Source organism: Streptomyces sp. NPDC047043, from assembly GCF_040644055.1.
GTDB lineage: Bacteria > Actinomycetota > Actinomycetes > Streptomycetales > Streptomycetaceae > Streptomyces.
In genome coordinates, this window is record NZ_JBEYVO010000006.1 from 74,265 (window position 1) to 96,521 (window position 22,257).

The window sequence follows — 22,257 nt, forward strand, 5'->3', positions numbered from 1 at the left end:
ACGCTCCGCGTGGACTTCCCTCCTCCGCCGTGCAGCCGCACGCTCCCCCACTCTCGGCTTCGCTCGAGCGGGCCCCCGTGACCCCGCTCGGGGCGGCCGACATGTGCTGTTGCCCGCGGCCGACCCGAGCCGCCGGACAGATCCTGGGGCTGGGCCCGCCCGGCTGTCGGCCCGGTCAGTCCTTCACCGGTGTTCGGCCCACCGTGTCCTCCACGTCCTCCGCCGGAGTCGGGATCGCGGCCGCTGCCGTGCCGTCGTCGTCCGTGTTGACGCGGTCGATGATCGCGAGGCGGTCCGGGGTGTCCTCGGGCTTGAGGTAGCCGATGAGGACGTAGAGGACCAGGGAGACGGCCAGCGGGACGGAGACCTGGTACTCCAGGGGGACACCGCCTTCGACGTTCCAGTTGATCGGGTAGTTGACCAGCCAGAAGGCCAGCAGACCCATCGACCAGCTGGTCAGCGCCGCCGTCGGGCCGGAGCGGCGGAACGGGCGCAGCAGGCCCAGCATCATCGGGATCGCGATCGGGCCCATCAGACCCGCGACCCACTTGATGACCACCGTGATGATGTCCTTGAACGTCGGCGAGTTGACCTGCGTCGCCACCGACATCGACAGACCGAGGAAGATCACGGTGGTGACGCGGGCGGCGATCAGACCGGACCGCTGACCCCACTCCCGTGCCCGCTGCGAGAACACCGGCGCCACGTCCCGGGTGAAGACGGCCGCGATCGCGTTGGCGTCGGAGGAGCACATGGCCATCGTGTGCGAGAAGAAGCCGACGATGACCAGGCCCAACAGACCGTGCGGGATGAGCTGTTCGGTCATCAGGCCGTAGGAGTCGGAGCCGTCCGGCTTCTGGGCGTGCACCAGCAGCGGCGACATCCACATCGGGAAGAACAGGACCACGGGCCAGACCAGCCACAGCACCGCGGAGAGACGGGCCGAGCGCTCGGCCTCCCGCGGGCTGCCCGTCGCCATGTAGCGCTGGGCCTGGTTGAGCATGCCGCCGTTGTACTCGAAGAGCTTGATGAAGAGGAACGCCAGCAGGAACACCGTGCCGTACGGACCGACCAGCGGCTTGCCGTGACCTTGCAGGGCCGGCTCGTCCCAGGCGCCGAAGAAGCCGATGCCCTTGTCGTTCAACTTCAGTACGACCGCCACGAACATCGTGATGCCCGCCAGCAACTGGATGACGAACTGGCCGAGTTCGGTCAGCGCGTCCGCCCACAGGCCGCCGATCGTGCAGTACACCGCGGTGATCGCACCGGTGATGAGGATGCCCTGGTTGAGGGAGAGGCCGGTGAACACCGACAGCAGCGTTGCGATGGCCGCCCACTTCGCGCCCACGTCCACGATCTTCAGCAGCATGCCGGACCAGACGAGGGCCTGCTGGGTCTTCAGGTCGTAACGGTTCTTCAAGTACTCGAGGGGCGAGGCCACATGGAGCCGCGAACGCAGCCGGTTGATCCGCGGCGCGAACAGCTTCGAGCCGATGGCGATGCCCAGCGCGATCGGGAAGGACCACGTCACGAAGGACGTCACGCCGTAGGTGTAGGCGATGCCCGCGTAACCCGTGAACATCACCGCGCTGTAGCCCGACATGTGGTGCGAGATGCCGGACAGCCACCAGGGCATCTTGCCGCCGGCCGTGAAGAAGTCGCTGACGTCGTCCACCCGCTTGTGGGACCAGACGCCGATCGCCACCATCACGCCGAAGTAGCCGATGAGCACGGCCCAGTCGAGACCGTTCATGTACGCCTCCCAAAGGGTCAGCCCGGCGCTCATCGTGTGCGTTGCTACGTGAACACGACAAGTGAGCGTAAGGTCAAAGGGAGGTAAAAGTATTCGGATTGATGGTCCTGGTTCACCTATGTGAACTCATCGCATCAGCTCCCCGGCGTTGACCAGCAAGGACTGTCCGGTGATCGCCCGTGCCCGATCCGACGCCAAGAACACCGCCGCGTCCGCCACATCCCCGTCCGTGGCGAGATCGGGCAGCGCCATGCGGGAGGTCAGCCGCTTCAGCACATCGGCTTCCGGCACCTTCTCCGTCTGCGCCGTGAACTGGACGTACGCCTGCACCGGCGGCCCCCACATCCAGCCCGGCAGCACGGTGTTGACCCGGATCCGGTGCGGGCCGAGCTCCCGCGCCAGCGAGTACATCGCACTCGTCAGCGCCCCCTTCGAGGCTGCGTACGCCGCCTGCCGCACCTGGGACGGGGCGGCGACCGCCGACTGCGTACCGATGAACACCACCGAACCGCCGCACACTTTCAGCGCCGGCAGACACGCCCGCGTCATCCGCAGCGAACCCAGCAGATTGACGTCGACGACCGACTGCCAGGTCGTGAAGTCCGCGTCCTCCACGCCGCCGAAGTAGCTGTCCCAGGCGGCGACTTGGACGACCGCGTCGATCCGGCCGAAGCGCTCCCGTGCCAGCGCCGCGAGCGCCTCGCACTGCGCCTCGTCGGTGATGTCGGTCGGGCGGTACGCGGTGTGCGCCCCATCCGGATCGATCTCGGCGGCGCTCTTGGCGAGGTTCGCCTCGGTGCGCGCCCCGAGCACCGCGTTGCCTCCGTCGCGCACGACCGCCGCCGCGACCTGATGACCGAGCCCGGCGCCGACTCCCGAGACGACGACGGTCTTGCCCGTGAGCAGTGACATCCGAGCCTCCGGGGGTATGGCCAATTATCTGACGGGGCGTCAGAGTATGGGCGACCGACGGAGGACGGAAGGGGAGCGACGTGAGTGAGGAAACCCGCAGCGACGTGTACGCCGAGCTGGCCGCCGTCGGGCCGTACGGAGTCCGCCCCGGCCATGCGCTGATCACCATGGTCGAGCCGCACCCGGGCCACGAGTACGCCTACAACCGCTGGTACGAGGACGACCACTTCTACGCCGGTGCGATGGCCATGCCCTGGATGTACTCCGGGCGCCGCTGGGTGGCCACCCGCGATCTCCAACTCCTGCGCTACCCCGAGAAGTCGGCGATCGCCCAGCCGGTCACCGCCGGCTGCTACATCTCGACGTACTGGATCACGGACGGCCGCTACGACGACCACATGAAGTGGACCGTCGCGATCAACAAGCGGCTCAACCGCGACGCACGGGTCTACCAGGACCGTACGCACGTCTTCACGGCGTTCCAGGACCACGAGGCGACGGTGTACCGCGACGGGGCCGCCGGGCCCCGCGACTTCCATGCCCTCGACCATCCGTACGCCGGTCTCGTCGTCGAGGTGATCGACGCCGAATCGGCCGAGCAGCGGGCCGAGTTGCTGGAGTGGCTGCGATCGCGCCATCTGCCGAAGCGGGTGGCGGGCTCGCCGGCCGCGATGGTGACCGTCTTCCGGCCGACCCCGCTGCCCGGCGATCGCATGACGTACGTGAAGCAGGTCGAGGGCGTGGACACGAGGCTGACGCTGCTGTGGTTCCTGGAGGCGGATCCGCGGGAGTGCTGGGAGGCGTACTACACGGACCTGGACGCGCCGGTGCGGGAGGCAGGGCTGGGGAGGGTGGAGCTGGTGGCGCCGTTCGTGCCCACCGTGCCGGGGACGGACAGGTACGTCGACCGGTTGCGGTAGGCACAAGCCGAGCCCTCTCGGCAAGGACGGCGATGCTGGTCGAGAGGGCTCTTCCTGTGCTGCTTGTGAAGTTGTACCTCTTGTGAGGTTGTGCTGCTACGCCTTGACCGAGGCGACAAAGGCGTTCCACGCGTCGGCCGGGAAAGCCAGTACGGGGCCCTCGGTGACCTTGGAGTCCCGGACGGCCATCGCCGCGCGAACCGGTGACTTGATCTCGACGCACGCGCCGTTGCCCGTGGAGTACGAGGACTTGGTCCACGTGTCCGTGGCGCCCTGACGAATTGCCATTTTTGCTCCGGAGTGCCAGTTGTTGAGTTGCTGTCACCGCACGACGCGTTCGACTCCGAACCCACAGCGCGGTTTGCGCCAACCTTTGGTGTGTGGTGGCGTGATCGACGCTACTCGCCAACCTCGGCGTACGAAGTGACCATTCACTCGACCGGGTGGCATATTCCAGGTGAGTCTTCCAGTCCACCCCCGGGAAGGTGTACTGTACGGCGCTTCAGCGGGCGTACTCCTTCGCGATGTCCGCGATGAACTGCCGTGACTGGTCCGGGTTGAGGGCCTGCGCCCTCAGGTGCTCGTACATCACGCTGTACTTCTGCACGTCGTTGGCCTTCTCCAGGTACAGGTCGCTGGTGACGCCCTCGATGTAGACGACGCTGGAATCGGCCGCGTCGGGAAACTCCAGGATCGCGTACTGGCCGTTGAGGCCCGGGTGCGCGCCCATCTCGAAGGGGATCACCTGCACGGTGACGTGCGGCAGTTGGGACTGCTCGACGAGGTGCTCGAGCTGGTCGCGCATGAGAGAGCGATTTCCCACCACGCGCTTCAGGGCCGCCTCGTCCATCACCGTCCACAGCCGGAGCGGGCTCTCCGGGGCGGTGATTCGTTCCTGCCGACGCAGGCGCACCTGGACGCGCTTCTCGACGTCGGCGGCGGCAGTCTCCGGCAGGGCGCCCGCGATGAGGGCCTCGGCGTACTGCCGGGTCTGCAGCAACCCCGGGACGACCTGCGGATCGTAGACCCGCAGACTCGCCGCATCGGTCTCCAGGCCGATGTAGACGCTGTACGGAATGTCTCCGAAGGAGTGCCACCACCCTTGCTGGCGGCTGTCCTTGGCCATCTGCATCAGCGAGTCGACGATGCGATGGTCCTCGACCTCGTACACCCCGCACAGATCACGCACATCGCGCTGACTGATGCTCCGCCGTCCGTTCTCCAGCCGGCTGATCTTCGACTGCGACACCAGCAGCCGCTCGGCGACCTCTTCGGCCGTCATGCCCTTGAGCTCACGGAGCCGACGCAGCTCCTGGCCCAGCCGGCGTCGCCTGACGGTGGGATTGACATTGGACGCCACGGGAACGTGCACCTCCGGCTGCGTGCCTGGACTGGCTGTACTTTGCCACTTTGCGTATCTGCTGTTGAGCAGACTGCCACCAAGGTGCTTACTACCGCTGGGAAACGGTGGATATGCGCTGCATGCGCGCCGGATCGCGGTGTGCAGGGGAAAACGGGCCACGAAAAGCGGCCCGCGCGGGGCGGCGGAACCGTTACGGCATCCGTATGGACGGACGACGTGCGGTCTCGTCACCCCGCGCGGGCCAGCGGCTCCCGTACCGGGTCTCGGGACGTCGTGGGACTGCGGCTCAGTGGGCCACGACGCGCGCCATGGATCCTCGGCGCGGCTGCATCGGAACACCACGAGCGGGTTCCGGTGCGGACCTGGCTGGTCCGGCGGCGGCCTGTCGGCCGGCCGGGGCCGGGCTGCGGCGCGGCTGGGCGGCCACACCGTTCTGGACGTCCATCACGGCGTGCGCGACGAGACCGCCCATGGGGTCGTGCCTGATCAGGTCCCGCAGCCGGGACCGGGACGACCGTCCCTCGTTCCCCGGATACAGGTGCTTGCCGAGGCCGACCGCGTGTGCCAGTGCGGCGAGTGCCGCGGTCCGCGGGTCCGGCGGTACGCCGGTGCGGATCGCGGAGTCCAGCCGGGCCCTGATCTCCCGGCTGATCTCGGTGTCCGTCGCCTGGTAGCGAGTCGTCGGCAGCACTCCGCACATCTGGCCCGCAACGGCGTGCACCATGCCGCACCGCTCCAGATGCGAGAGGTAGGTCTGGCGCAGCCCGAGACGCGGCCCGCCAATCCAGTTCACTGCCCGCACGGGAGCGCCACGCCTTCGCAGCAACTCCAACGCGCAGTCCAATGTTGGATCTCCAGTCGGCCGTGGGGCTACCACGGCGATACGATCCCCGTCTGGGGCTATCCGTCCGGCCAGCGCCAGCTCCACTAGCTGTGCTCCGGCCAGACCGAGGTCGAGCGACTGCGGCTGTGCAGTGGTACCCGTGGCCGGGTCCAATGCCAGCAGCAGAAGCTCCTCCGGAAGTGTTCTGCGGCTCCTGCCCATCCATGCCTCCCCGCGTGGATGAAAGACAGGGTGACCCCTCTCACATTGGTCTGTCGAGGGTGCGTGACCTGTTTGTGAGGGAACCGGTAGGTATGTCGTTCTCGTCTACCGCAGGGGTTAAGCCCGCACACAGGACACTGGTACATGGTTCGGACAGCGCGATCGAGCGGTGTTGCGGGCGTCGGTTCACGGTTCGGTAGGCGCACGGAGGGCGTGCGGCATGGAGGAGGCATCGGTGGCGGGCGAGTCCCCCGACAGGTCGAAGCAGCGCGAGTCGTCGGCAGAACCGACGTCGGGGAGCGAGGGCGCGGTTCCCGAATCCGGCGCGCAGGAACGCGCGGCGAGCGATCCTCGCCTGGCGGTGGCCCGGGAGTCCGAGTCCCGCGGCGGGGTGGACACGGCGACGCGGGTGTTCTCGGTACGTGATCTGAAGACCGAGGCCGAGGAGCCCGAGGTCGAGGAGACCGAGACGGAGGACCCTTCGGCGACTGCAGGTGACGACGCCGTGACTGAGGGTGCCGAGTCGCCCGACGGCGAGACCACGGCCGACGATGCGGAGCCGGCCGACGGCGACGAGACCGGTGACGCGCGGCTCCGGGCGGCTGTGGCGGCGTGGGTCCGTACGGGCGCCTCCGAGGGCGCCGAGGCCTCCGGAGACGCGGAGACGGCTGCTGAGGGCGACGAGAGCGTTGCCGGGGAGGCGGAGGGCGACCCCGCCGACGCGGCGGAGCCCGCTGCCGAGCCCGACGCCGACAGCGACGCCGAGGCGAAGGCCGGCGCCGAGCCGGAGTCCGACGACAACGAGGCCGAGGCGAAGGCCGACACTGAGCCCGAGTCCGAGGCCGAGGCGAAGGCCGGCGCTGAGCCCGAGTCCGACGCCGAGCCGGAGTCCGACGACAGCGAGGCCGAGGCGAAGGCCGACGCTGAGCCCGAGTCCGACACGGATGCCGAGCCCGATGAGGACGAGGCCCCCGAGGACGCGGCCGCGGACACGGAAGCCGGCGAGTCTGCCGCCTCCGGGCCGGACGCCGACGACGAGGCGCCCGCCGACGAAGAGGCCGGCGACCCCGAAGCGGACGCCGGTCCCGAAGCGGACGCAGCCCCTGCAGAGGCGGACGCGACGTCTGAAGAGGATGCAACCCCCGAAGCGGACGCATCCCCCGAATCCGACGACGAACCCGCAGCCGCCGACGGCGAGGAAGCCCCGAAGGGGCCACCCGCACCCGACGACGAAAGTGACACGGGTGGTGCGGGTGGGAGCGAAAAGGCCGAAGGCGAAGCCGAGGCCGTCGACCACCCCACGGCCATCTTCAAGCGCCCGGCCAAGCCCCAGGTCGACCAGCCGACCACCATGCTCAAGCTCGGCGGCACCAAGACCCCCGAGCCCTCCGCAGCCGAGCGCACCAGCAAATTCGTAGCGCTCAAGCCGGACCTCAAGCCGGACTCCAAGCCGGACTCCAAGCCGGACGTCACGGCCCCCAGCCCCCAGCTCGGCCCCGAGCGCACCGCCCAGCAGCCCCTTCCGCCCAAGCCTCCGCTGGACCTGCTCGCCGAGCTGACCAACACGCCTCCGCCCCCGGAGACCCCGGTCCGCACGATCGTTCGGCGGGTCAAGATCTGGACCCCGCTGGTCCTCCTCCTGGCGGTCGTCTTTGCGATCGTGCAGGCCGTACGCCCCCTCCCGACCCCCACCCTCGCGCTCACCGCCGAAGACTCGTACACCTTCGACGGCGCCAAGGCCGCCCTCCCGTGGCCGAACGAGGGCCAGGGCTGGATGGACGTCAACGGCATCGGCACGATGGGCGACTTCGGCAAGCAGACCCCCGTCGCCATCGGCTCCGTCGCCAAGGCGATGACCGCGTACATCGTCCTCAAGGACCACCCGATGAAGTCGGGCGAGGAGGGCGAGAAGATCACGGTCGACGCGCTCGCGGAGAAGGAGGGCGGTTACGACAAGGACGGCGAGTCCACCCTCAACACCGTCAAGAAGGGCGACGTCCTCACCGAGAAGCAGGCCCTGTCGGCCATCATGATCCCGTCCGCGAACAACATCGCGCGGCTGCTGGCCCGCTGGGACGCGGGCTCCGAGGCGGCGTTCATCAAGAAGATGAACGACACCGCCAAGGAACTGGGGATGAAGAACACGACCTACACCGACGCCTCCGGCCTGAAGGAGACCACCGTCTCCTCCGCAGAGGACCAGGTGAAGCTCGGCAACGAGCTGGTGAAGATCCCGGCCCTGATGGACATCACCAAGCTGCCGAACTGGATCGACCCCTCCGGCCAGAAGTGGCGCAACTACAACGCGCTCGTCCCCTACAACGGCGCCATCGGCATCAAGACCGGCACGACCACCAAGGCCGGCGGCAACCTCCTGTTCGCCGCCACCAAGGAGGTCGGCGGTGAGACGGTCACCGTGGTCGGCGCGATCCTCGGCCAGCACACGGCGCCGATCATCGACACCGTCAACGCGGTCAGCAAGACGGCGATGCTCGCCGCCCAGGACGCGCTGAAGTCGACGAAGATCCTGAAGAAGGGCGACGTCGTCGGGTACGTGGACGACCAGCTCGGCGGCCACACCCCGATCGTGCTCACCAAGGACGTCGCGGCGGTCGGCTGGGCCGGCCTGAAGGTGAAGCTGTCCTTCGCCGGCGACGAGGTGCCGCACACGGCGAAGGCCGGCACCACGGTGGGCACGCTCACCGTGGGCGACGGTACGAGCGGCGCGGTCAAGGTCCCCGTGGCGCTGCAGAAGGACCTGACCGAACCGGGCTTCACGGCCAAGCTGAAGCGCCTCGGCTGATACCGGACGAGTACCGGACGAGTACGACACCACCGCACCCCGTCGGCGTGCCCACCAGGGCGCTCACCGGCGGGGTGCGTGCTAGCGTCACGAAACGGGGCAGGCCGTCGCGCACGGGACGCGGGCGGGAAATCCCCGAGGACGTGGCGGCAACGGGCGGCCAACGGGACGCGTCCTAGAACAAAAGACGGGACAGCACGGGGAGTGCCTTCAGGTGGCCACTGCGGAGCCGACACGCGCCGACGACGCCGATCCGGGCAGGGGAGCCGGCCCGCGAATACGCGTGCCCGCACCGCGGGAGGAGAGCCGCGACAGCGGTCGTACGGTTCCGCATCCGGAGCGTGCGGCTACGCGCGTCGTGCTCGCTCTGCGTGAGCGTCTCCTGCGTCACCCGGTGCTCTCCATGACCGCCCTGTCCGGGGCGCTCCACGTCGTGTGGTTCTTCACGTTCGCGAACAGCGGCGGCGACCTCGCGGCGCAGGACGCGTGGGCCGAGTTCGTCGGCCGGCACCCGGACTCGGCGTACAACCTGGCCTGGTACGGCGGTATGCACCCGGTGTCGTACAGCGTGGTGTCGCCGTATCTCATGTCGGTGCTCGGGGTCCGTACGACGATGATGATCGCGGGGACGGTCTCGGCCGGTCTGCTGACGATGATCCTCATCCGCAGCCGGTCGGTGAAGAACCCCCTGTGGGCGTCGCTGGCGGGCCTGTTCGCGTTCCTGTGCAACGCGGCCTCGGGGCGGGTGACCTTCGGTCTCGGCACGATGTTCGCGCTGGCCGCGGTCGCCGTCGTCTTCTGCTGGCCCCACCGGTGGCGGTACAAGCGCTGGGCGAAGGCGCTGTGCGCGGCGCCGCTCGCGGCGCTCGCGACCATGTCGTCGCCGGTGGCGGGTCTGTTCGTCGGTCTGGTGGCCGTCGGGATGTTCCTGCAGAGACGCCGTCCCGGCGCCTGGGCCCTGGGCCTCGCACCCGCCGCGGTGGTGGCGGTCTCGGCCTGGCTGTTCCCCTTCTCGGGCACCCAGCCGATGACGATCGGCTCCGTCATCCTCCCGTTCCTGTACGCCGTTCTCGTCTTCGCCCTCGTCCCGAAGGACTGGACGACGGTCCGTCTGACGGCCGCGGTGTACGGCATCGCGGTCGTCGGTGTCTGGCTGGTCAGCTCGCAGATCGGTTCCAACATCTCGCGGCTGGCGATGCTGTTCGCCGGTGTGGCGCTGATCGCGGCGCTCCCGTTCACGGTCCCCCGCTCCCGCAAGTGGTACGTGACGGTGCTGGCCTTCCTCGGCTTCGCCGGCTGGATCGGCTTCAAGTCGGTCGACGACATCCTGCACACCACGCCCGCGGCGGCCTGGGCGCGCGAGCTGGCGCCGCTGGTCAGCGAACTCCAGGACGTGGGCGCCGAGAAGGGGCGCGTCGAGGTCGTGCCGGCCCGCTCCCACATCGAGGCCTCCGCCCTCGCGCCGTACGTGAACCTCGCCCGCGGCTGGAACCGCCAGGCCGACATGGAGCGCAACCCCCTCTTCTACGACGACACGCTCAACTCGGCGAACTACCACGAGTGGCTGCAGCGCTGGGCGGTCCACTACGTCGTCCTGCCGAAGGACGAGCCGGACGGCGACGGCGGCGAGCGCGAGCGGCAGCTCGTCCAGCGGGGGATGCCGTATCTGAAGCAGATCTGGGGCGACGCCAGCTGGCAGCTGTTCAAGGTCACCGACCCGGCGCCGCTCGCCGAGCCGAACGCCGTGGTCGAGCGGGCCGAGCAGGGCGAGATGACGATGCGGGTCAAGAAGGCCGGCCGCGTCCTCATCCGCATCCCGTACTCGCCGTGGCTGAGCATCGTCGACGCCGAGGGCAAGAAGCTCAAGTCGCCCCAGGAGACCGAGGAGTCCAAGCACCGGGCCGAGGACACCCCGAAGACGTACGACAACCCCAACGGCTGTCTGATGGAGACGGAGAAGGACGCGAACGGCGACCAGTGGACCATGCTGATCGCTCCGAAGGCCGGGACCTACCGCCTGGCGGCGCCCTACACGCTGCCGCGCGGCACTCCGTGCCCGGACGAGTTGAAGTGAGTCCTCACTTCGCGTCTCACCTCACCGGGAACGCCACGTCGCACACCGGGTCCTCCGGGCCCGCCGCGTTCCAGTCGGCGAAGTAGATCTCCCGGCACGGTCCCGCCTGTTGGAGCCCCTGGGCCGCGATCCACTGCTCCACCGCCTCGAAGGCGGCTCCGATCTGCGGGGCGGCCACCTGGGCCTTGGCGATCCGGGTGTACGCCAGCCGCTGGGCCGGCTCGACCCGCACGGTGGTCTCCCAGGCCCTCCCGTGCTGCTCGGCCCAGGCCCGCGCAGCCGCCTTGTCGGCGATCGGCACGCAGGACTCGGCGGGCCCGTCGCTCTCCATGGACACCTCGGAGTAGTAGACGATGAAGGGTGCTCCCACTGCGCCTCCGCAGACGCCCGCCGCCTCCTCCAGGCGGTCCAGCGACGCCCCGATCCAGGCAGGCAGCTCGTCCTGCAGCGTGTGCCGGGACTGGGTGATCACCACCTGTTCGGGCACGTCCACCGTCTCGACCACGAACTTTCCGTACATCTCGGAGCTCCTCCCCGACAGTCGTCCACGGAGGTACTCGGCGAGCGTCCGCTGTCCCGCGATGCGGGTCTCGACGTCCGACCAGTAGGCGGCGAGCAGGTCGGCGGCCGCCTCCCCGTCCGTCTCGACCAGCTCGGCGATCCGGGCGAGCGGCATGTCGAGCTGCCGTAGCAGAGCGACCAGCCGGGCCCGTTCCACCTGTTCCGCGCGGTAGTAGCGGTAGCCGCTGGCCTCGTCGACGTGTGCCGGTGCGAGCAGGCCCAGGCGGTCGTACAGCCGCAGTGCCTTCGGCGAGAGCCGGGCCCGTGCGGCGAACGCGCCGATGGTGAGCAGTTCGTCGTCCACGCGAGCATCCTCCGTCACCGGGCGGGTTCTTTCCGCCCGGTGACGAGGAGGCTCAGCCCTGCCCCAGGGGCAAGGTCAAACGGCCAGCTGGGCCTCGAGCGCGGCGACCAGCTCGGCCGAGTCCGGCTCGGTCTGCGGCGAGAAGCGCGCGACGACCGTGCCGTCGCGGCCGATGAGGAACTTCTCGAAGTTCCAGCGGATGTCCCCGGTGTGCCCCTCGGCGTCGGTGAACCCGACCAGACGGTCGTAGAGGGTGTGCCGGCCCTCGCCGTTCACCTCGACCTTCTCGGTCAGCGGGAAGGTCACGCCGTACGTCGCCGAGCAGAACTCGGCGATCTCCTCGGCGCTGCCGGGCTCCTGCCCGAGGAACTGGTTGCAGGGCACGCCGAGCACGGTGAAGCCCTTGTCCGCGTACTGCTTCTGGAGGTTCTCCAGACCCGTGTACTGCGGGGTCAGCCCGCACTTGGAGGCCACGTTCACGATGAGCACGGCCTTGCCCGCGTACTGCGAGAGGTCGGCGGAGCCGCCCTGGAGGGAGTCGATGTCGACGGCGAGGGGGGAGTTGCTGTCAGTGGTCGTCATGAAACGGATGCTAACTCCGGTATGTGTCGGGCCGTTGCTGGGCCTCGACGAGTACGTCGCCCGCCGCCGTCCGCTCGTACAGCACCGACCGCCCCGCCCGCCGCCGTTCCACCAGCCCCGCGTCCAGCAGTACGCGCAGATGCCGGCCGACCGAGCCGAGCGCCTGGCCGGTCACGGCGACCAACTGGCTCGTGCTCATGGGGGAGTCGAGCAGGACGAGCACCGCGGCCCGCGCGGTGCCGAGCAGTGCGCCGAGGCTCGCGGGCACGCTCCGGGCACCCGGGTCGGCGAGGGCGCCCGTGCAGCCGTAGACGATGGCGTACCGCGTCGGTTCCTCCCATGTCACCCAGCCGCGGCCCGGGGTGACCGGGACGAAGACGAGTTCGGCGCCGGAGATCTCGCGGGGCGGGCGCTCGAGCCGGTTCACCTGGAGCCGGTCGTTGCCGAGCCAGCGCGTCTGCCCCGGCGTCAGGGAGTCCAGTACGGCCGCCCAGCCGCCCCGGCTGACCTGTGCGGTCCGGGCGACCACGTCCGCCTCCAGGATGCGCCGCCGACGGTCCCAGTACGGCCGTACGGTCCGGCTCCAGACATGGGCGAGCAGTTCGGCCGCCCGCTGAGGGAGGTCGTCCCGCTCCAGGGCGGCCGGTAGCGGGCCGCGGAGCGAGACGCCGACGTCGGCGCGGGCCTCGGCGGGGTCCGTCGCCCGGATCCGGGCCAGCGTCTCCTCGAGGGGTGCCCCGTCGCGCGGCAGGGGCGCGAGGAAGTCGGCGATCCAGGACGTGCCGACCGCGGAACGCACCAGCAGCCCGGTCACCGGGTCCGCGGCGAGGAGCGCGCGGTATCCGGGCAGGTGGGCGCGCAGCCAGGCCTCCTCGCCCGGATGGGCGGCGGTGCCCTTGTGCAGCAGTCGCAGGCTCGCGAAGGTCTCGGTGAACGGGCAGATCATGAACCGGCTGCGGACGAGGGTGTCGGCGTTCAGCTGCCACCAGCCCATCAACACCCCCGATGTTTCGCCGCCGCGCGAAACAATAACGGCGTTCTCCCGGCCGCTCCGAGACTCCCGTCCATGCGCAGCTACCGACAGCTCTTCCGCACCCCGGAGTACACCCCGTTCCTCCTCTCCTTCGCCGCCCACGGCGCGGCCCAGACGATCAACGGCCTCGCGCTCGCCACGCTGGTCCACCGGGCCACCGACTCGCCGCTGCTGACGGCGCTGAGCATGTTCGGTCCGCAGCTCGCACAGGTGCTGGGCGCGACCTTCCTGCTCTCGGGCTCCGACCGGCTGCCCCCGCGCTCGACGCTGTCCGGGATGGAGCTCGCCTTCGCGGCGGCCACGGCGGTGACGGCGCTGCCCGGACTGCCGGTCGGGGCGGTCTTCGGCGTCGTACTCCTGCAGGGGCTGATCGCCTCGCTGGGCGGCGGGGTGCGCGGCGGTCTGATGAACGAGATCCTCTCCAAGGAGGGCTATGTACTGGGGCGTTCGGTGTTCAACATGCTCTGGGGGTTCATCCAGATCGGCGGCTTCGCGATCGGCGGCGTCCTGCTGACCGTCCTGTCCCCGCGCACCTGTCTGCTGTCGGCGGCGGCGCTGTACCTGATGTCGGCCCTGGTCACCCGACTGGGCCTCACGGCCCGGCCGCCGCGCTCCTCGGGCCGCCCGTCCGTCGCCGCGACCTGGCGCACGAACGCCCTGCTGTGGTCCTCGCGCCCGCGCCGCCTGACCTATCTGGGCCTGTGGGTCCCCAACGGCCTCGTCGTCGGCTGCGACTCCCTGTTCGTCTCCTACGACCCGCGGCACGCCGGTGCGCTGTTCGCGTTCGGGGCGGTGGGCATGCTCGCCGGTGACCTCACCGTGGGGCGTCTCGTACCGCCCGCGCTGCGCCCCCGTCTGGACATCCCGCTGCGGCTGCTGCTGGCGGCGCCGTATCTGTTCTTCTTCCTGCGGCCCGGAGTGGTGCTTGCGGCCGTCGCCTCGGCCGTGGCCTCCGTGGGGTTCGCCGCGAGCCTGGTGCTGCAGGAACGCCTGATGTCCCACACGCCCGACGAACTCGCGGGCCAGGCCCTCGGGTTGCTCTCCGCCGGGATGCTCACGATGCAGGGCGTGAGCGCGACCGTGGCGGGTTCGGTGGCCCAACTCACCTCACCCGCCACGGCGATGACGGTCATGGCGGCCGCGTCGGCCGTCGTGACGCTCGCGCTGGCTACGGCTGCTCGACGGCCGTGGTCCGCGGGTCGGGCACCGGGGTCGGAGCCGGAACCGCCGGCGCCGGCGGAACAACCGGCGCAAGGGCAGGCGTAGCAGCAGCCGGCTCGACGGCAGGCGCCGGAACCGCCGGCGGGGCCGCCGGAACCGGGGCCTCCCCGCTCGCCATCTTCTGCGTCGCCTTGTCGAAGTACCGCAGCAGCTCCACCGGGAACGGCATCACGAGCGTCGAGTTCTTCTCGGCCGCGACCTCCACGACCGTCTGGAGGAGCCGCAGCTGCATGGCCTCCGGGGTGTCCGACATGATCTTCGAGGCGTTGGCGAGCTGCTGCGCGGCCTGGAACTCGCCGTCCGCGGTGATGACCCGGGCCCGCCGCTCCCGCTCGGCCTCGGCCTGCCGGGACATGGACCGCTTCAGCGACTCCGGCAGCTGTACGTCCTTGATCTCGACGCGGTCGATGTGGACGCCCCACTGCGCGGCCGGGCTGTCGATCATCAGCGCCAGCCCCTCGTGCAGCCGCTCGCGGTCGGTGAGCAGGTCGTCCAGGTCGCTCTTGCCGATGATGGACCGCAGGGAGGACTGGGCGACCTGGCCGACGGCGAAGACGTAGTCCTGCACCTCGATGGCGGCCCGCAGCGGGTCGGTCACCCGGAAGTAGACGACGGCGTCGACCTTGACCGAGACGTTGTCCTTGGTGATGCCCTCCTGGGTGGGCACCGGCATGGTCACGACCTGCGTGTTCACCTTGCGCATGCGGTCGACGAACGGGATCAGGAACGTCACGCCCGGCTGCCGGTACGTCGGCAGCGCCTTGCCCATCCGGAACACGACCCCGCGCTCGATCTGGTTGACGACCCGCATCCCACTGCGCAGCACGAGCAGGCCCAGCAGGGCCAGGAACACGACCGCGACGACAGTGCCTTCCATGGCACTCCATTCCCCGTAAGGATTGTGACAAGGAAGAGGACACCGGACCCGGGCGGTTGGATGCGGTCGCAAGCGTCAGGAGATCGTCAAGAAATGGACCGTCCTTCGCCGAGGGTCGTCGTGGTGGGCGCGGGCTTCGGCGGGATCGCCGTCGCCGCCGAGCTCCTGCGGCACGGCATGGACGACGTGACCCTGCTGGAGGCGGCACCGGAGCCCGGCGGCACCTGGCACCACAACCGCTACCCGGGCGCCGCCTGCGACGTGCCGAGCCACCTGTACTCGTACTCCTTCGCCCAACGGGCCTCCTGGGCCCATGTGTTCTCCCACCAGGACGAGATCCTCCGGTACGCGCGCGAGACGGCGGACGCCCTCGGGATCACCCCGCGGATCGTCACCGACACGACGGTGACCTCGTGCACGTGGGACGACAGCACCCGGACGTGGACGGTGCGTGGCTCGGGGCGCGAGTGGGTCGCGGACGCCGTCGTCCTCGCCACCGGGCAGCTCGACAAACCGGCCTACCCTGCCGTGGCGGGGCTGCCCGACTTCGCCGGGCGCAGCTTCCACTCCGCCCGCTGGGACCACGACTACGACCTGCGCGGCAAGCGCGTGGCGGTCATCGGGACGGGGGCGAGCGCGACCCAGCTGGTCCCCGAAATCGCTCCGCTGGTCGATCACTTGACGGTGTTCCAGCGCACCGGCAACTGGTTCCTGCCGCGCAAGGACCGCCCCATGCCGGCCGCCCTGGACCGTCTCCTGCGACGCCCGTGGGCACGCCGGGCCTGGCGCAAACTCCTCTACCACGGCATTGAGTTGATCACTCTCTGCGTACGGCACCCCCGTACCGCCGGCCGCGTGGGCACCCTGCTCTCCGCCGCGCACATGCGCCGCCAGCTGCCCGACCGCGAACTGCGCCGCAGGGTCTGGCCCGACTACCCCTTCGGCTGCAAACGGGTCCTGCTCAGCTCGGACTTCCTGCCGGCCCTGCGCCGCCCGAACGTGGAACTGGTGACGGAACGGATCGCCCGTATGACCCCCGAGGGCCCGCTCACCGAGGACGGCCGGCTGCACGAGGTCGACTGCGTGATCCACGCGACCGGCTTCCGTACCAACACCTTCATGCTGCCGATGAGCGTGACCGGCCGCGACGGCCGCACGATCGAGGAGGACTGGACGAAGGGCCCCCGGGCGCACCTCGGCATCATGGTCTCCGGGTTCCCGTCGCTGTTCCTGATGTACGGCCCGAACACCAACACCTCCGGCGGCTCGATCCTGTTCTTCCTGGAGGCCCAGGCCGCCTACGTCCGCAGGGCGCTGCAGCTGGCCCGCCGCAGCGGGGCGGCGGCCCTGGACGTCCGTCCGGAGGTCCAGGAGGCGGGCCTGGACGCCCTGCGTGCCCGTTTCGAGGGCACCGCGTGGATGTCCTGCTCCTCGTGGTACCGCACCCCCGACGGCCGCAACGTCGCCAACTGGCCCGGTTACATGGGCGAGTACGCGGACCGCACGCGTCGGCCGGCCGCTTCCGAGTTCAGGTTCATTCCGTCCAGGTAGGGGTCCTGTGCGGAGGGCGGACTCTCCATCAAGGTCGCGTCAAATCGGAGGCCCGGCTCTGGAGCCTACGGGGCGGGTGGCCGCACACTGCGCTGCCGAGACGTATCGAGGGGGCGCGTGATGTACGAGTTGCTGGCGGAGAGAGCCGCCGACGAGCACAGCGGGTCGGGCCTGTACATGGTGGCCGCAGGGGTCTTGTTCGCGACGGCCGGCGGGCTCGCGGTCACCAACTTCCGTGGATTCGCGGACCGTTTCGCCACTCATGGGTCGCGGCGCCGCTTCAACCCGGTACTGGCCCGGCTGGTGGGCGGCGCGCTCGCGGTGGGGGGCGCGGTGGCGCTGGTCGAGGGCGTCCGCGAGGTGGCACGGGGCGAACTCGGCTCGTTCCACAGGTCCGCCGCGATCATGCCGCTGCCCGTCGCCGTCTTCGCGCTCGTCGTCATGACCCTGGTCATGATCCGCGTGTGGCGCAGGGACGACCGCCTGCGCCGAGCCTGGACGGCCGGCGGCCTCCGCCGCACCTGCACCGTCCTCCTCACCCTCTCGCTACTCGGCTTCGTCGCGGGAACGGTGCTGGGATACGCCGGTGCGGCCTACGTGTTCTGGGGCACGGGGGCATTCGCGGGCATCACGCTCCTTGCGAAGGACACGAAGGGCGCAGAGGAGGAGCGCAAGCCGTCGTAGGGGTCAACTCCCTTATTGGACAGGCAGTTCACGACGCTCTCCCCCGGACGGGCGAGGTGTGGGCGCCAGGCCCGCCTCGGCGGCGGTCAGCGGGACGTGCGCGAGGTCGAGGGGGGTCGCGGCGGTGAGGTAGCGGCCGAGTTCCGGTGACTGGTCCCGGTACTTCTGGTCGGCGTCGTAGCGCCGGCGGGCGGTCTCGGACACGAACTGCCTGTCCTGCTCGTGGCCGATGGGCCGGTGCAGGGGCTTGAACAGGCGCCACATGGCCGTGCGCGATTCGTGCCGTTCGCCCATGGGGTTCGCATCCACACGGAACTCGCTGCTGCGCTGCGGGGTCATCACCTCGGGTCCGTGCTCGCTGAACGCCTCTGCGTCGAACTCCAGCCCGTGCCGCGCGGCTTGCTCGGCCATCCACAGGAGGGTGATGTCGGACAGGCCCGTCTGCGGGTAGCCGCCGCCGACGTCGCAGTGCACGCCGGTGAACCAGATCTGCTCCAGCGTCTGGCCCGCCGCGGCGGCTGCGGGCTTCTGGTGCCACAGCGTCGGCGGGAAGGCCTCGCGCTGCTCGTCGATCGCCAGTGCGTGGCGGGCCGTCCTTATGTGGGGCCCGAGGTCGGTGTCATGGAACGCCCAGCGGCGGTTGACCAGGTTCACGGCGGGCCCGAGCCACCGGGGGCCGGGAACGGGGATACCGAGGGCGCCGACCGTGTCCCACACCCCGATGAAGTGGATGTCCGCCTCGTGCGCGTACGCCCGGCGGAAGAGCGTGGAGGCCGCGCCGTTCGGCTTCTCGATCCGGCTGCGGTACAGCGCCCACGCCTCCTTGACCCGGTCGGCGTTGCGCCGGCGCAGAATGCCGCTGTTGTTGATCAGCCCGGCCAGGCTGCGGGCGGTGAACGCGCCCCGGCTGAAGCCGAACAGGTACAGCTCGTCCCCGGGCTCGTAGTTCTCGGCGAGGAAGCGGTAGGCGGCGAGGACGTTCCGGGACAGGCCCACGCCGAACGCCCCGCCGCGCAGGCGTTCCCATCGGCGGGTGCCGACACCGCTGTGGTAGTACACGCGCTGTTCCGTCCCGTCGGCGGACCGCGGCAGCACGGACAGGGCGACCTTGGTGACATTGGTCTTGCTGGGCTGGTCGGCGAGATTCCAGGTCCCGTCGCAGCAGACGACCAGACGCTTGGTCATGGCATGCCTCCTCCCTGACGCCTCAGGCGACACAGGGGCACCTCTTCGATTCGTACGGCACAGGGGCACCTCTTTTGATGGTCGCACCGCCCCGCCGACCTCGCAGATGTACTGCGCGCACGGCCGGCGGAGGCGGTGACTGTGGGCGACGGCTCAGGCGACCACGGTGAACAGGCCGCTCGCGTCGCCGAGTTTGCCGAGCGAGATCTTGCCGGGGATGCCGTCGGCCTCGGCGCCCGTGTAGCCGAGGTGGCGCTGCCACTTGGCGTAGGCGGCGATGGTCGTGGTCCCGAAGGAGCCGTCGCCGGCGTACGTCTTGGCGAGGTAACCCAGCTTGACCAGGGCGGCCTCGGTGAGGTTGGTGCCGGCCATGTACGAGACGTGCCCCTGCTTGGCGCCGGGGTCGGTCTTGGCGGCCTTGACGAGGCGGGACAGGTCGACGCGGGGCTTGCTCGCCTTGCCGGTGGTGGGCTTGGTCGGGGTCGGCTTGGTGGGCGTGGGCTTGGTGGGCGTGGGCTTGGTCGGGGCGGTCTTGCCCACCGTGAGGTCGAGCTGCTTCTTCACCTCCGCCCGGAAGTCGTCCATGTCGAAGCTGGGGTCGATCTTGCCGGGCTGGACCTCCTTGTGCCCGGCGACGGACTTCTCCGACCAGCCGTGCGCCCGGCACAGGGCCGCGGCCCACAGCACGGCCTGGCGGTACTGCTCGTCCGGGTAGGGGTCGTCGCCCTTGCCGGTGTTCTCGATCTCCAGGCCGTAGAGGCAGTCGTTGCCGTCGGCGTCGGCCTGGTTGTCGAGGGGGAGCGGGGACTTCTCCTCGCGCAGTGCGTTCAGTACGTCGAGGTCGACGGAACCGGCGTGGTTGGTGCGGCCGTGGCCGATCATCCACAGGCCGTCGGTCTTGCCGAGCCAGGAGTGGCAGAGCGGGCCGGGAAGGTCCGATCTCCCCTTGAAGCAGAGCTCCTTGTCGTTGTGCCCGGCGGTGTGGTGGATCAGCACACCGATCACGGGACCGAAGCTCTTGCCGGTCGCCGCGTCACGGTTGTGGGTCGCCCAGCCGGTGTGCTCGTGCACGGTGAGGCCTTCGGCCGTCAGCACGGCGAGCGTCTTCTCGGCGGACAGGGGTGTGGCCATGGAGTTGTGGTCCTTTCGAAGCGGCGCGACAAGTGGTCTTAACACGAAGAGAGTTGTCGTCTTGTTGCAGAGAGGAGTCACGGAGTCCGGGGAACGGCCGCTCGGAACCGGCAACCGCTTTCGAACTGGTTCAAGGTCGTACCGGTTCGGGCGCGCGAAAGCCACGCGCCGCGCGGGCCGAAACGGAGCCGTTTCCCTACGAATGCCGTCACTTGAGCAACAGCGCACCGATCCGGGCCAGTTGGCCCAGCTGGTCGGCGACGACCCACACCTCGGTGACCCTGCCGTCGGCGACGGTGAGGATGTCGATCGTGAGGACCTCCACCTCGCGTCCCGTCGGCGCCACGTCACCGATCGGGGTGCTCAGCGGACCGGTGTGCCTGCCGCGCATCCGGAAGGCGACCACCAGCGTGCCGGGGACGTCCACCTCTCTGACCGGCTCGTGCCGAAGATCGTCGTACGCCCTGTGCAGTGCCCGGGCACGGGCCAGCAGATCGGCCGCGGACATCGGCTCGCCGTTGACCGGGACGGGATCGGCGTACAGCTCCCGGAAGGCGGCCACCGCAGCCTCGTCGTCGGCGGGCGGATCCATCCACAACCGCATGATCCGGTCCAAAAGGTCGGCCATACGGCAAGTCTGGACCCGGCCCGCGACCGGCTCAAGCGGACGACTGCGACTGTGTTCCGCGGGGTGGTGGCAGTGCTCGCGGGCGGCGCTTCTTGCTGGGGCCCGACGGCGGATCAGCCGAGCCGGTCCGCGGCGTACCGGTCGTAGGTGCCGTCGTGAGTCGCCAGGTGAACCCACTGGTCGACGTACTCCTTGAACTCCTCGTCGCCACGCGGCAGAAGGTACGCCTGCTCGGCGAAGCCGAACGGCTCGCCGGAGTCGACCGCGCACGACTCCGGGTGCAGCTTGGCCTGGTACTCGGTCTCGCTGACGAACGCCTCGTTGATGCCGCCGGGATTGACGACCCGCGTCACGGAGACGCCACCCATCCCGACGTCGCACTTGCCCGCGGTCGGATCGCCCATGAGCACACCCCAACTCGTGGCCACGAACCGGGCCTTCACGCCCGGACTGCCCGCGAGGTCCTTCGCCATGTCGACGTGGATGCCGGTGCAGGCCTTCGTCGGCAGCACCAGCAGCCCGACTCCGACGCCCATGGCGACCGGCGCCAGGCCCACGGCCTCCGAGGCGCTGACCGCCGGCGGGCCGACGATCACCGCGGCTCCGGGCCCGGGCACCCTGACTCCCGTGTCCGGCGCCGTCACGGTCAAGGGTGTCCTCACCCTGGGCAACGCTCACCGCCGGCACGGCGCGACCGTGACCCTGACACCGGTGGACGAGGTGCCGGAGGACGGCAGCGACATCACGCCGACGGTCGTGGGCACGCCGACGGCGGCGGAGTGCTCTCCCTCGAGGCGTCCTTCGACGGAAAGGCCCCCGACGGCACGCTGCCGACCGGCACCGACTACGTGTACACCGGAGTGGCCACCGGCTCCGCGACGACGGAAGGATCGGTTGCGGCCCGCGCCGAGGGCCCGGACACCGTGGCGATCCACCCCGACGTGGACGGGGCTCAGGTGACGCCCGCGGACTCGACCTTGGTCGACACCGCGAACAGCGCCTCGGACGCTGCCGCCGACACGTCCTCCGATGCTTCCTCCGGCGGCTCGGCGAACACCTGGCAGTCGGTGGATGGCGGGTCCACCACCGGTTTCAGCCCCGACACCGTCAACGGTGTCGATTGCAGCGCCGTGAAGCGTCGACGGGGAGAACCGGTCGATCACCGGAAAGAAGCGGTTCCAGGTTCCCATCGAATACCAGAACGTCGACCGCCGGACCACCTGCATCGGCGTAAAGACCAAGCACTCCTAATCCATCATTCCGGTGAGTACGACATCCCGTCCGGGGGTGCCGTGGCAAGGTATGGCGCCGATGTCAGCTCCAAGGACGGGCCGATCGCCCACCGGAATTCCAGCCGGCTCATCGAGCGGTCTCGGGAAGAAGCAGTACGCGACCATCACCTCCGGAACAGCAAGATCTCAGGGAACCCCGGTGTCATCTACTCGCACTACGCCGGGCGCCCGTACACCATCAAGCCGACCAGGCCCTGACCTGCAAATTCGGACTCGACATGGGCTGAACGCGCCCATCTGTGACACCCTGTCCCGATTTCCGGGCGGGCGTGACCTGTTTCCTTTTATGGGCCGGTGCTGACGTTGTTCAATTTGTTTGACACTTCCCCCGTTCGGAC

General features: G+C 69.8%; 20 protein-coding genes. 7 read left to right on the forward strand and 13 right to left on the reverse strand.

Going from position 1 to position 22,257, the window contains the following annotated elements:
• Nucleotides 1-175: 175 nt before the first annotated feature.
• Both ABZ880_RS11100 and ABZ880_RS11105 read right to left on the reverse strand, forming a co-directional pair.
• A complete protein-coding gene (locus ABZ880_RS11100) occupies nt 176-1,753 on the reverse strand; it encodes a sodium:solute symporter family protein (RefSeq protein ID WP_361260530.1) in 1,578 nt (525 codons plus the stop codon).
• A 126-nt stretch (nt 1,754-1,879) separates the two neighbouring features.
• Nucleotides 1,880-2,665 carry an SDR family oxidoreductase gene (locus ABZ880_RS11105; protein ID WP_361260088.1) on the reverse strand — a complete coding sequence of 262 codons (786 nt, stop codon included), beginning with the start codon at nt 2,663-2,665 and terminating at the stop codon, nt 1,880-1,882.
• 80 nt (nt 2,666-2,745) lie between these two features.
• Between ABZ880_RS11105 and ABZ880_RS11110 the strand changes: the two genes are divergently transcribed.
• On the forward strand, nt 2,746-3,585 hold the full coding sequence (locus tag ABZ880_RS11110; protein ID WP_361260090.1) for a hypothetical protein: 840 nt from the start codon (nt 2,746-2,748) through the stop codon (nt 3,583-3,585).
• 96 nt (nt 3,586-3,681) lie between these two features.
• On the opposite strand, the gene ABZ880_RS11115 is transcribed toward ABZ880_RS11110, so the two are convergent.
• The 3 genes from ABZ880_RS11115 to ABZ880_RS11125 form a co-directional block, all read right to left on the reverse strand.
• A complete protein-coding gene (locus ABZ880_RS11115; RefSeq protein ID WP_361260092.1) occupies nt 3,682-3,873 on the reverse strand; it encodes a DUF397 domain-containing protein in 192 nt (63 codons plus the stop codon).
• Nucleotides 3,874-4,087: 214 nt separating this feature from the next.
• On the reverse strand, nt 4,088-4,945 hold the full coding sequence (locus tag ABZ880_RS11120; protein WP_361260094.1) for a helix-turn-helix transcriptional regulator: 858 nt from the start codon (nt 4,943-4,945) through the stop codon (nt 4,088-4,090).
• Between the two features lie 289 nt (nt 4,946-5,234).
• A complete protein-coding gene (locus tag ABZ880_RS11125) occupies nt 5,235-5,993 on the reverse strand; it encodes a GPP34 family phosphoprotein (protein ID WP_361260096.1) in 759 nt (252 codons plus the stop codon).
• A gap of 220 nt (nt 5,994-6,213) precedes the next feature.
• Between ABZ880_RS11125 and ABZ880_RS11130 the strand changes: the two genes are divergently transcribed.
• Together ABZ880_RS11130 and ABZ880_RS11135 are read left to right on the forward strand one after the other, a co-directional pair.
• A complete protein-coding gene (locus tag ABZ880_RS11130) occupies nt 6,214-8,796 on the forward strand; it encodes a D-alanyl-D-alanine carboxypeptidase (protein ID WP_361260098.1) in 2,583 nt (860 codons plus the stop codon).
• Between the two features lie 214 nt (nt 8,797-9,010).
• On the forward strand, nt 9,011-10,870 hold the full coding sequence (locus ABZ880_RS11135; protein ID WP_361260100.1) for an MFS transporter: 1,860 nt from the start codon (nt 9,011-9,013) through the stop codon (nt 10,868-10,870).
• Between the two features lie 16 nt (nt 10,871-10,886).
• Here ABZ880_RS11135 and ABZ880_RS11140 read toward each other — a convergent pair whose 3' ends face one another.
• The 3 genes from ABZ880_RS11140 to ABZ880_RS11150 form a co-directional block, all read right to left on the reverse strand.
• On the reverse strand, nt 10,887-11,735 hold the full coding sequence (locus ABZ880_RS11140) for a MerR family transcriptional regulator (RefSeq protein ID WP_361260102.1): 849 nt from the start codon (nt 11,733-11,735) through the stop codon (nt 10,887-10,889).
• Between the two features lie 75 nt (nt 11,736-11,810).
• The gene (locus ABZ880_RS11145) at nt 11,811-12,317 is read right to left on the reverse strand and encodes a glutathione peroxidase (protein ID WP_361260104.1); all 507 of its coding nucleotides are present in this window, start codon (nt 12,315-12,317) and stop codon (nt 11,811-11,813) included.
• A 10-nt stretch (nt 12,318-12,327) separates the two neighbouring features.
• Complete coding sequence (locus ABZ880_RS11150; RefSeq protein ID WP_361260106.1) at nt 12,328-13,311, reverse strand: winged helix-turn-helix domain-containing protein; 984 nt, start codon at nt 13,309-13,311, stop codon at nt 12,328-12,330.
• 72 nt (nt 13,312-13,383) lie between these two features.
• On the opposite strand from ABZ880_RS11150, the gene ABZ880_RS11155 reads away from it, so the two are divergent.
• Nucleotides 13,384-14,616, forward strand: a complete 1,233-nt coding sequence (locus ABZ880_RS11155; protein WP_361260108.1) for an MFS transporter — start codon at nt 13,384-13,386, stop codon at nt 14,614-14,616.
• Here ABZ880_RS11155 and ABZ880_RS11160 read toward each other — a convergent pair.
• Nucleotides 14,519-15,448 (reverse strand): slipin family protein, encoded by a 930-nt coding sequence (locus ABZ880_RS11160; protein ID WP_361260110.1) that lies wholly within the window; start codon nt 15,446-15,448, stop codon nt 14,519-14,521. The two genes, ABZ880_RS11155 and ABZ880_RS11160, sit on opposite strands and share 98 nt — an antisense overlap.
• 93 nt (nt 15,449-15,541) lie before the next feature.
• Between ABZ880_RS11160 and ABZ880_RS11165 the strand changes: the two genes are divergently transcribed.
• Entirely contained in the window at nt 15,542-16,999 is a 1,458-nt protein-coding gene (locus ABZ880_RS11165) for an NAD(P)/FAD-dependent oxidoreductase (RefSeq protein WP_361260112.1), read from the forward strand.
• A gap of 120 nt (nt 17,000-17,119) precedes the next feature.
• Nucleotides 17,120-17,683 (forward strand): hypothetical protein, encoded by a 564-nt coding sequence (locus ABZ880_RS11170; protein WP_361260114.1) that lies wholly within the window; start codon nt 17,120-17,122, stop codon nt 17,681-17,683.
• A 12-nt stretch (nt 17,684-17,695) separates the two neighbouring features.
• Here the strand turns inward: ABZ880_RS11170 and ABZ880_RS11175 are convergent, their stop codons facing one another.
• The 4 genes from ABZ880_RS11175 to ABZ880_RS11190 form a co-directional block, all read right to left on the reverse strand.
• On the reverse strand, nt 17,696-18,868 hold the full coding sequence (locus ABZ880_RS11175) for a DUF2235 domain-containing protein (protein WP_361260116.1): 1,173 nt from the start codon (nt 18,866-18,868) through the stop codon (nt 17,696-17,698).
• 153 nt (nt 18,869-19,021) lie between these two features.
• The gene (locus ABZ880_RS11180) at nt 19,022-19,999 is read right to left on the reverse strand and encodes an N-acetylmuramoyl-L-alanine amidase (protein WP_361260118.1); all 978 of its coding nucleotides are present in this window, start codon (nt 19,997-19,999) and stop codon (nt 19,022-19,024) included.
• A gap of 208 nt (nt 20,000-20,207) precedes the next feature.
• A complete protein-coding gene (locus ABZ880_RS11185; RefSeq protein ID WP_361260120.1) occupies nt 20,208-20,627 on the reverse strand; it encodes an ester cyclase in 420 nt (139 codons plus the stop codon).
• A 113-nt stretch (nt 20,628-20,740) separates the two neighbouring features.
• Nucleotides 20,741-21,244, reverse strand: a complete 504-nt coding sequence (locus ABZ880_RS11190; RefSeq protein ID WP_361260122.1) for a transporter substrate-binding domain-containing protein — start codon at nt 21,242-21,244, stop codon at nt 20,741-20,743.
• A 162-nt stretch (nt 21,245-21,406) separates the two neighbouring features.
• Here ABZ880_RS11190 and ABZ880_RS11195 point away from each other — a divergent pair, with 162 nt between their 5' ends.
• A complete protein-coding gene (locus tag ABZ880_RS11195; RefSeq protein WP_361260124.1) occupies nt 21,407-22,117 on the forward strand; it encodes a hypothetical protein in 711 nt (236 codons plus the stop codon).
• The last annotated feature ends 140 nt before the right edge of the window (nt 22,118-22,257 follow it).

What these genes read in the sequence shown, in the direction of transcription:
- ABZ880_RS11100 (WP_361260530.1), bottom strand. Translation starts at nt 1,753, where the DNA reads ATGAACGGTCTCGACTGGGCCGTGCTCATCGGCTACTTCGGCGTGATG.
- ABZ880_RS11105 (WP_361260088.1), bottom strand. Translation starts at nt 2,665, where the DNA reads ATGTCACTGCTCACGGGCAAGACCGTCGTCGTCTCGGGAGTCGGCGCC.
- ABZ880_RS11115 (WP_361260092.1), bottom strand. Translation starts at nt 3,873, where the DNA reads ATGGCAATTCGTCAGGGCGCCACGGACACGTGGACCAAGTCCTCGTAC.
- ABZ880_RS11125 (WP_361260096.1), bottom strand. Translation starts at nt 5,993, where the DNA reads ATGGGCAGGAGCCGCAGAACACTTCCGGAGGAGCTTCTGCTGCTGGCA.
- ABZ880_RS11130 (WP_361260098.1), top strand. Translation starts at nt 6,214, where the DNA reads ATGGAGGAGGCATCGGTGGCGGGCGAGTCCCCCGACAGGTCGAAGCAG.
- ABZ880_RS11145 (WP_361260104.1), bottom strand. Translation starts at nt 12,317, where the DNA reads ATGACGACCACTGACAGCAACTCCCCCCTCGCCGTCGACATCGACTCC.
- ABZ880_RS11150 (WP_361260106.1), bottom strand. Translation starts at nt 13,311, where the DNA reads ATGGGCTGGTGGCAGCTGAACGCCGACACCCTCGTCCGCAGCCGGTTC.
- ABZ880_RS11155 (WP_361260108.1), top strand. Translation starts at nt 13,384, where the DNA reads ATGCGCAGCTACCGACAGCTCTTCCGCACCCCGGAGTACACCCCGTTC.
- ABZ880_RS11160 (WP_361260110.1), bottom strand. Translation starts at nt 15,448, where the DNA reads ATGGAAGGCACTGTCGTCGCGGTCGTGTTCCTGGCCCTGCTGGGCCTG.
- ABZ880_RS11165 (WP_361260112.1), top strand. Translation starts at nt 15,542, where the DNA reads ATGGACCGTCCTTCGCCGAGGGTCGTCGTGGTGGGCGCGGGCTTCGGC.
- ABZ880_RS11170 (WP_361260114.1), top strand. Translation starts at nt 17,120, where the DNA reads ATGTACGAGTTGCTGGCGGAGAGAGCCGCCGACGAGCACAGCGGGTCG.
- ABZ880_RS11175 (WP_361260116.1), bottom strand. Translation starts at nt 18,868, where the DNA reads ATGACCAAGCGTCTGGTCGTCTGCTGCGACGGGACCTGGAATCTCGCC.
- ABZ880_RS11180 (WP_361260118.1), bottom strand. Translation starts at nt 19,999, where the DNA reads ATGGCCACACCCCTGTCCGCCGAGAAGACGCTCGCCGTGCTGACGGCC.
- ABZ880_RS11185 (WP_361260120.1), bottom strand. Translation starts at nt 20,627, where the DNA reads ATGGCCGACCTTTTGGACCGGATCATGCGGTTGTGGATGGATCCGCCC.